The organism is Amycolatopsis sp. NPDC059235, from assembly GCF_042754125.1.
Lineage (GTDB): Bacteria > Actinomycetota > Actinomycetes > Mycobacteriales > Pseudonocardiaceae > Amycolatopsis > Amycolatopsis albidoflava.
In genome coordinates this window covers 36,256-42,882 of sequence record NZ_JBHZAG010000082.1, presented here as the reverse complement: position 1 = coordinate 42,882, position 6,627 = coordinate 36,256, and the positions used below count along the sequence as shown (strand labels likewise).

Annotated in this window: 7 protein-coding genes and 1 pseudogene; 7 read left to right on the top strand and 1 reads right to left on the bottom strand. The window is 66.8% G+C overall.

Annotated features, from left to right (window positions below):
- Positions 1–116: 116 nt before the first annotated feature.
- Positions 117–968: a zinc metalloprotease HtpX gene (gene htpX / locus ACFXI3_RS37100; protein WP_344269906.1), complete on the bottom strand. Its 852-nt coding sequence runs from the start codon at positions 966–968 to the stop codon at positions 117–119.
- Between the two features lie 147 nt (positions 969–1,115).
- On the opposite strand from htpX, the gene ACFXI3_RS37095 reads away from it, so the two are divergent.
- From ACFXI3_RS37095 to ACFXI3_RS37065, 7 genes and pseudogenes are all read left to right on the top strand, one after another.
- The gene (locus tag ACFXI3_RS37095; RefSeq protein WP_378405978.1) at positions 1,116–2,078 is read left to right on the top strand and encodes a YncE family protein; all 963 of its coding nucleotides are present in this window, start codon (positions 1,116–1,118) and stop codon (positions 2,076–2,078) included.
- 39 nt (positions 2,079–2,117) lie between these two features.
- A pseudogene (locus ACFXI3_RS37090) lies at positions 2,118–2,405 on the top strand (LLM class flavin-dependent oxidoreductase); the annotation flags it as partial.
- A gap of 245 nt (positions 2,406–2,650) precedes the next feature.
- The gene (locus ACFXI3_RS37085) at positions 2,651–2,890 is read left to right on the top strand and encodes a hypothetical protein (protein ID WP_378405986.1); all 240 of its coding nucleotides are present in this window, start codon (positions 2,651–2,653) and stop codon (positions 2,888–2,890) included.
- Positions 2,887–3,759: an LLM class F420-dependent oxidoreductase gene (locus ACFXI3_RS37080; RefSeq protein WP_378405976.1), complete on the top strand. Its 873-nt coding sequence runs from the start codon at positions 2,887–2,889 to the stop codon at positions 3,757–3,759. The genes ACFXI3_RS37085 and ACFXI3_RS37080 overlap by 4 nt, the downstream gene beginning before the upstream one ends.
- 199 nt (positions 3,760–3,958) lie before the next feature.
- Positions 3,959–5,197 carry a methyltransferase domain-containing protein gene (locus tag ACFXI3_RS37075; protein WP_378405974.1) on the top strand — a complete coding sequence of 413 codons (1,239 nt, stop codon included), beginning with the start codon at positions 3,959–3,961 and terminating at the stop codon, positions 5,195–5,197.
- Entirely contained in the window at positions 5,194–5,982 is a 789-nt protein-coding gene (locus ACFXI3_RS37070) for a glucose-1-phosphate cytidylyltransferase (RefSeq protein ID WP_344269895.1), read from the top strand. The genes ACFXI3_RS37075 and ACFXI3_RS37070 overlap by 4 nt, the downstream gene beginning before the upstream one ends.
- On the top strand, positions 5,979–6,623 hold the full coding sequence (locus ACFXI3_RS37065) for a PIG-L deacetylase family protein (RefSeq protein ID WP_344269893.1): 645 nt from the start codon (positions 5,979–5,981) through the stop codon (positions 6,621–6,623). The genes ACFXI3_RS37070 and ACFXI3_RS37065 overlap by 4 nt, the downstream gene beginning before the upstream one ends.
- Positions 6,624–6,627 lie beyond the last annotated feature (4 nt).

Below are 6,627 nucleotides of genomic sequence, written 5' to 3'. Positions count from 1 at the left end.
TGTCAAGGCATCTTTCCCGCCTTGACAAGCACCCCCAGACCGTCAGCACAATCAAGCTTCGGGGTGCCCCACGCAACCACCGTGCGCAATGTCGCCGCCAGGCGACGAGCCGTCACTCACCGCCCCCGCCGAGCCATCTCCTCGAGACGCCGAATCCGATCCTCAATAGGCGGATGAGTAGAAAACATCCGACTCAACCCGGCCCCAGGCCGGAACGGATTAGCAATCATCAAATGCGACTGCGAAACCACAGCCGGCTCAGGCGCGAGCGGAGCAGCCCGAGTCCCCCGCTCCAACTTCCGCAACGCCGAAGCCAAAGCCAACGGATCCCCAGTCAACTCGGCCCCAGAAGCATCCGCCTGATACTCCCGAGACCGGCTCACCGCCATCTTCACCACCCCAGCCGCGATCGGCCCGATCAACACCAACAACAGCGACATGAACGGATTACCCTCGCGATCATTCCCCCCAAAAAAGAACGCGATATTCGCCAACACACTGACCACACTGGCCAACGCCCCAGCCACACAAGAGATCAAAATGTCCCGGTTGTACACATGCGACAACTCATGCCCGAGCACCGCCCGCAACTCGCGCTCATCGAGCAACTCAAGAATCCCAGTAGTGCAACACACCGCAGCATGCTGCGGATTACGCCCAGTAGCGAACGCATTAGGCGCCGCAGTAGGACTCACATACAACGAAGGCATCGGCTGCCGAGCGGAAGTAGCCAGCTCCCGCACGATCCGGTACATCGCAGGCTGCTCGACCTCCGACACCGGCCGCGCGTGCATCGCGCGCAGGGCCATCTTCTCGGAGTTGAAGTACGCGTAGGCGTTCATCCCCAACGCCACGATCAGGCCGATCACCAGTGCCCCTCGGCCGAACAATCCGCTGATCCCGACGATGATCGCGGAGAGCAGACCGAGCAGCATCGCCGTCTTCAGCCCGTTGTGATGCTTGTGCACGCGCGCTCGCCTCCGTCCGCTCTGGCAGGTGCCGCAAGGTGGGTTACTCACTGGAAACAACGCGATCGGGGGACGCGAAGTTCCTTCGCCTGATCCTGGTCCGAGTTAGGGTCAGCGGGCAACCCAACCGACCGGGGCAGGTGAGCGATGCACGGTTCCCAGTTCTCCCGGCGAGGGCTGTTTACCCTGGTCAGCGCGAGTGCGGCGGTGCTGCTCGGCGGTACCGCCGCGGCGACCGGGCGGGTCAGCACCGTGCAGGTCGGCGGGACGATTTCGGCGATCGCGGTGAGTCCGGTCACCGGGCTCGTGTACGCGGCCGACCAGGCATCCGGCGCGGTTCTCGTGGTCGATCCGGACGCGGGGCGGGTCGTGTCCGCGCTCGCGGTCGGCGGGGAGCCGAGCGACGTCGTGGTGGACACCGACCGGATCTACGTCGCCAATCCGCCGGGCGGCACGGTGCTCGCCTTCGACAGCCAGACGCACCGGTTGCTGAGCGTCGTCGGCGCGGGGGCGGGCGCGTCGGCGGTCGCGATCGATCCGCAGGCCAACCTCGTGTACGCGGTGAGCGGCAAGACCGGCACGTTCGCGGTGCTCGACAGCATCAGTCTCACTCAGCAGGACCTGCTGCCCGCGCCGAAGCCGGGCCTCGCCGGGATCGCGCTCGACCGCGGCCGGCGGCGCGCGTATTGCACCAGCCCGACCACGAACTCGGTCGAGATCTGCGACCTCGACCAGGGGGCGTTCACCGCGAGCGTGCCGGTGGGCGCCTCTCCGACCGGGATCGGCGTGCACGAGCTGAGCGGCACGGTGTTCGTGGCGAATTCGGCGATCCATCACATGTCCATTGTGGACGGATCGGCGCGGGCGCAGGTCAAGACCGTGCTGCTGCGCAGCGAGGCGTCGTCGCTCGCGGTGCATCAGGCCAGCGACGTCGTGTACACCAACGGCGGGCAAAATGGACTGTCCCGTGTGGACGGACGAACGGAAACCCTTACCGGTGAGCTTGGTCTCGGCGTGAATCCGGGCGACGTGGCGGTGGATCAGCGCACGCGCACGGTGTACGTGACCGATCCGCTGCACGGCACGATTACCGTCGTGCGCGATTTCTGACCGCACACATGAAGTTACTCCAGGTATACGGTGTCGGATATGGAACTTGGTCTCCAGGTCCCCGACTTCACCCTGCCGGGAGGGACTGCCGCACTGGGCGGGAAGCTGGCCGACGCGGCGCGGGCGGCGGACGACGCCGGGTTCGCGTATCTCGCGGTGATGGACCACTTCTTCCAGATTCCCAGCGTCGGCCCGAGCGATCGCCCGATGCTTGAGGCGTACACCACGCTCGGCTATTTCGCCACGCACACCCGGCGCGCGGAACTGTTCACCTACGTCACTGGCGCGATTTACCGGCATCCCGGCCTGCTCGCGAAGGCGGTCACCACGCTCGACGTGCTGTCCGGCGGACGCGCCATGCTCGGCATCGGGGCCGGGTGGAACAAAAGAAGCCCGCGGACTCGGCTTTCCGTTTCCCTCCAGTTCGGGACCACAACCCGAGATCGCGCTGGTTTCTGGACTGAGCGATTTCGACGGCCCCCGGGCCGGCGAAATCGGGAGGGAAGAAACCAGCTTCCCGGCGATCTCGGCGCCACGGCGAAGCCGGGGCAATCAAACACAGCAAGCTCGACGTGCTCAAGCGGCACTGCGAAGCCGAGGGCCGCGACTACGCCGAGATCACCAAGACGGTTTACCACTACCTGGACATCGGCGCGTCCGGGGAGAAAACCGGCGAATTTCTCGCCGAGGCGCGAAGGTTGCACCGGCTCGGCGTCCAGGCAATGATCGGCCCGCTGCCCGGCGGCGCGGACCGGCGACGCATGGAGATTTTCGCGCAAGACATCATTCCGGCGCTTAAGGAGTTGGCATGAAACTCGGGTTGCATCTCGCTCAGCAGACCTGGCCGAACGGCCCGGCGGCGCTCGGCTCGGACCTGGCGCGGGTGGCCCGGACCGCGGACGAGGCCGGGTTCGAATATCTGTCGGTGATGGACCATTTCTTCCAGATTTCCGGCTACGGCCCGCCCGAGCACGAGATGCTGGAAGCCTGGACGACGCTCGGCTTCCTGGCCGCGCACACCGAACGGGTCAAACTGCTCACTCTCGTCACCGGCGTCATTTACCGGCACCCCGGGCTGCTCGCGAAAGCGGCCACGACGCTCGACGTGCTGTCCGGCGGGCGGGCGATCCTCGGCATCGGGGCCGGCTGGAACGAGGAGGAGTCCCGCGCGCTCGGGTTCCGGTTCCCGCCGATGAAGGAACGGTTCGAGCAACTCGAGGACGCGCTCCGGTACGTCCACCAGATGTGGGCCGAGGGCGACGAACCCTTTACTGGCACGCACGTCAGCGCCGAACGGTTGCTCAACAGCCCGCCGCCGATCCAGCGTCCGCACCCGCCGATCATGATCGGGGGCAGCGGCGAGAAGAAGACGCTGCGGTTCGTCGCGCAGTACGGCGACATCTGCAATTTGCTGCCCAACGCGGACCTTCCGCGCAAACTGGAAGTCCTGCGGCAGCACTGCGAGGACGTCGGCCGCGACTACTCCGAGATCACGAAAACCGCTTCGCTGCGGCTCGATACCGGTGAAAACGGCGAGAAAACCGGGCAACTGCTGGATGAACTGGGCCGGCTGTCGGAACTCGGTTTCAGCGTCGCGACCGGCTGGGCGCACGGCGTTCCGGACCCGGCGGTGCTCGAGCGGTTCGCCACCGAAGTGATCCCGGCGGCGGAAAAGCTGTGATCCGCTGACGAACGGGTGACGGCTGCGCCATCCGGTGCCAGCCGGTCACCCGTTCGTCACAGCACATGCCGCATTCCGCTGCGGTCATTGTCTCGGTTCCGAATCGACTCCGGTGAGCTTCCCGGCGCGCTGTAACGACGGCCGGGCGCGGATCGACCTGCCCTACGCAGATCGCGTCGCTACCGGAGGAGCCTGGTACATGACCACATGTCGACTCTGTGGTTCGGAAAGAACCGCCAGCGTGGTCGACCTCGGCGCGACCCCGCCGTGCGAGCGGTTCCTGACCGCCGCCCAGCTGGCCGAGCCCGAACCGACTTTCCCGCTGCATCTCGAAGTGTGCACGGAATGCTGGCTCGCGCAGCTCCCGCCGCTGCTCGACCCGGCCGACACTTTCACCGATTACGCGTATTTCTCGTCTTTTTCCACCTCGTGGGTCGAGCACGCGAAACGGTTCACCGACGCCGCCGTCGAACGGCTCGGGCTGACCGACCGGTCTTTCGTCGTCGAGGTCGCCAGCAACGACGGATACCTCCTGAAGCACGTCGTGGAACGCGGAATCCGTTGTCTCGGCGTGGAACCCTCGGTCAACGTCGGGCAAGCCGCGCGCGAGGCGGGGGTGCCGACGCACACCGCGTTCCTCTCCGAAGAGACCGGCCGGGAGGTGCGGGCCGAGCACGGTCCGGCCGACCTGGTCGTGGCGAACAACGTCTACGCCCACATTCCGGACATCCGCGGGTTCACCCACGGGCTGCGCGCGCTCGTCGCGAACGACGGCTGGGTGTCGATCGAGGTGCAGCATCTGCTCACGCTGATCGAAAAGAACCAGTACGACACGATCTACCACGAGCACTTCCAGTACTACACCGTCGAATCCGCGCGGCAGGCGCTGGCGACCGGCGGCCTGACCCTGGTCGACGTCGAACTCCTGCCGACGCACGGCGGGTCGATCCGGCTCTGGGCACGCCCGGCTGAAGCGGCCGGGGAGCCGAGCGCCCGGATGACCGACGTGCTGGCCCGGGAGAAGGCGGCCGGGCTGCACGAACTGTCCGGCTACACCGAATTCGCCGACCGGGTCACCCGCGTCCGGCTCGAATTGCTCGAATTTCTTCTCGCCGCCCGGAAAGCCGGGAAAACGGTCGTCGGGTACGGCGCGCCCGGCAAGGGCAACACCCTGCTCAACCACTGCGGCATCCGGCCGGACCTGCTGGCCTACACGGTGGACCGCAATCCGTACAAGCACGGCCGGTTCACGCCGGGCACCCGGATCCCGGTCGTGGAGCCGGACCGGATCGCGGCCGACCGGCCGGACTACGTGCTCGTCCTGCCCTGGAACCTGCGGGACGAGCTGACCGAGCAGCTTTCCTACGTCGGCGCGTGGGGCGGCAAGCTCGTCTTCCCGATTCCGCGCCTGGAAATCGTCGAGGTGGCAGTGAAGTGAAGGTCGTTCTGTTCTGCGGCGGTTACGGAATGCGGATGCGCAGCAGCGAGGCGTCCGACGTGCCCAAGCCGATGGCGATGGTCGGTCCCCGGCCGCTGATCTGGCACGTGATGCGCTACTACGCGCATTTCGGGCACACCGAGTTCGTGCTGTGCCTCGGCTACGGCGCGCACCACATCAAGGACTTCTTCCTGCACTACGAGGAAACGACGTCCAACGATTTCGTGCTGCGCGGCGGGAAGCCGGAACTGCTGTCCACCGACATCGCCGACTGGACGATCTCCTTCGTGCAGACCGGCATCGAATCGCCGATCGGCGAGCGGCTCCGCCGGGTGCGCGACCATCTCGACGGCGACGAGATGTTCCTCGCCAACTACGCCGACGTCCTCACCGACGCGCCGCTGGACGCCATCGTCGAGCGATTCGCGAACACCGACGCGGGCGCGTCGATGCTCGTCGTGCCGCCGCAGTCGTCGTTCCACTGCGTCGAGATGGACGAGGGCGGCCTGATCGGCGCGATCACGCCGGTCAGCGAACTCCCGCTGTGGGAGAACGGCGGCTATTTCGTGCTGCGGCAGGAGATCTTCGACCACATCCCGGAGAACGGCGACCTGGTCGCCGACGGCTGCGGCGAGCTCGCCAAGCGCGGCCGGCTGCTCGCCTACCCCTATCGCGGGTTCTGGAAGCCGACCGACACGGTCAAGGAACGCTACGCACTCGACGCCGCTTACACGCACGGCGACCGGCCGTGGGCGTTGTGGGAACACGAAAAGGTGCACTCGTGATCCGCCTCGGCGCCGAGCTGAAGAGCATCGTCGTGCTCGGCGCGCATTGCGACGACATCGCCATCGGGGCAGGCGGCACGCTCCTCGAGATCTGCGGACAGCGTCCCGGGCTTCAGGTCGACGCGCTGGTGCTGTCCGGCGGCGGCACCGACCGCGAGACCGAGGAACGCGCCGCGCTGGCCGCGTTCTGCCCGGGCGCCGAGCTGAACGTCACGGTGCTCAAGCTGCCCGACGGCCGCCTCCCCTCGCATTGGGAGGAAGCCAAGAACGCGCTCGAAGACCTCCGCCGCCGCACCGATCCGGACGTCGTGTTCGCGCCGCGCACCATCGACGCGCACCAGGACCACCGCGGGCTCGCCCAGCTCGTGCCCACGGTGTTCCGCGGTCATCTGACGCTGGGCTACGAGATCGTCAAATGGGACGGGGACCTCGGACGGCTGCCCGCCTACGCGCCGCTGTCCGACGACGTGATGCAGCGCAAGATCGAACTGCTGCACGAGCATTACGGCTCCCAGCAGCACCGGCCGTGGTACGACCGCGAAGCCTTCCTTGGCCTCGCGCGGATCCGTGGAATCGAATGCCAAGAACGCTATGCCGAGGCGTTCGAGGCGAACAAACTCGTCATCGACCTAAGGGGCTGAAGGC

Coding starts and splice junctions, on each gene's coding strand:
- ACFXI3_RS37080 (WP_378405976.1), top strand. CDS start 2,887: ATGAAACTCGGGTTGCATCTCGCTCAGCAGACCTGGCCGAACGGCCCG.
- ACFXI3_RS37075 (WP_378405974.1), top strand. CDS start 3,959: ATGACCACATGTCGACTCTGTGGTTCGGAAAGAACCGCCAGCGTGGTC.
- ACFXI3_RS37095 (WP_378405978.1), top strand. CDS start 1,116: ATGCACGGTTCCCAGTTCTCCCGGCGAGGGCTGTTTACCCTGGTCAGC.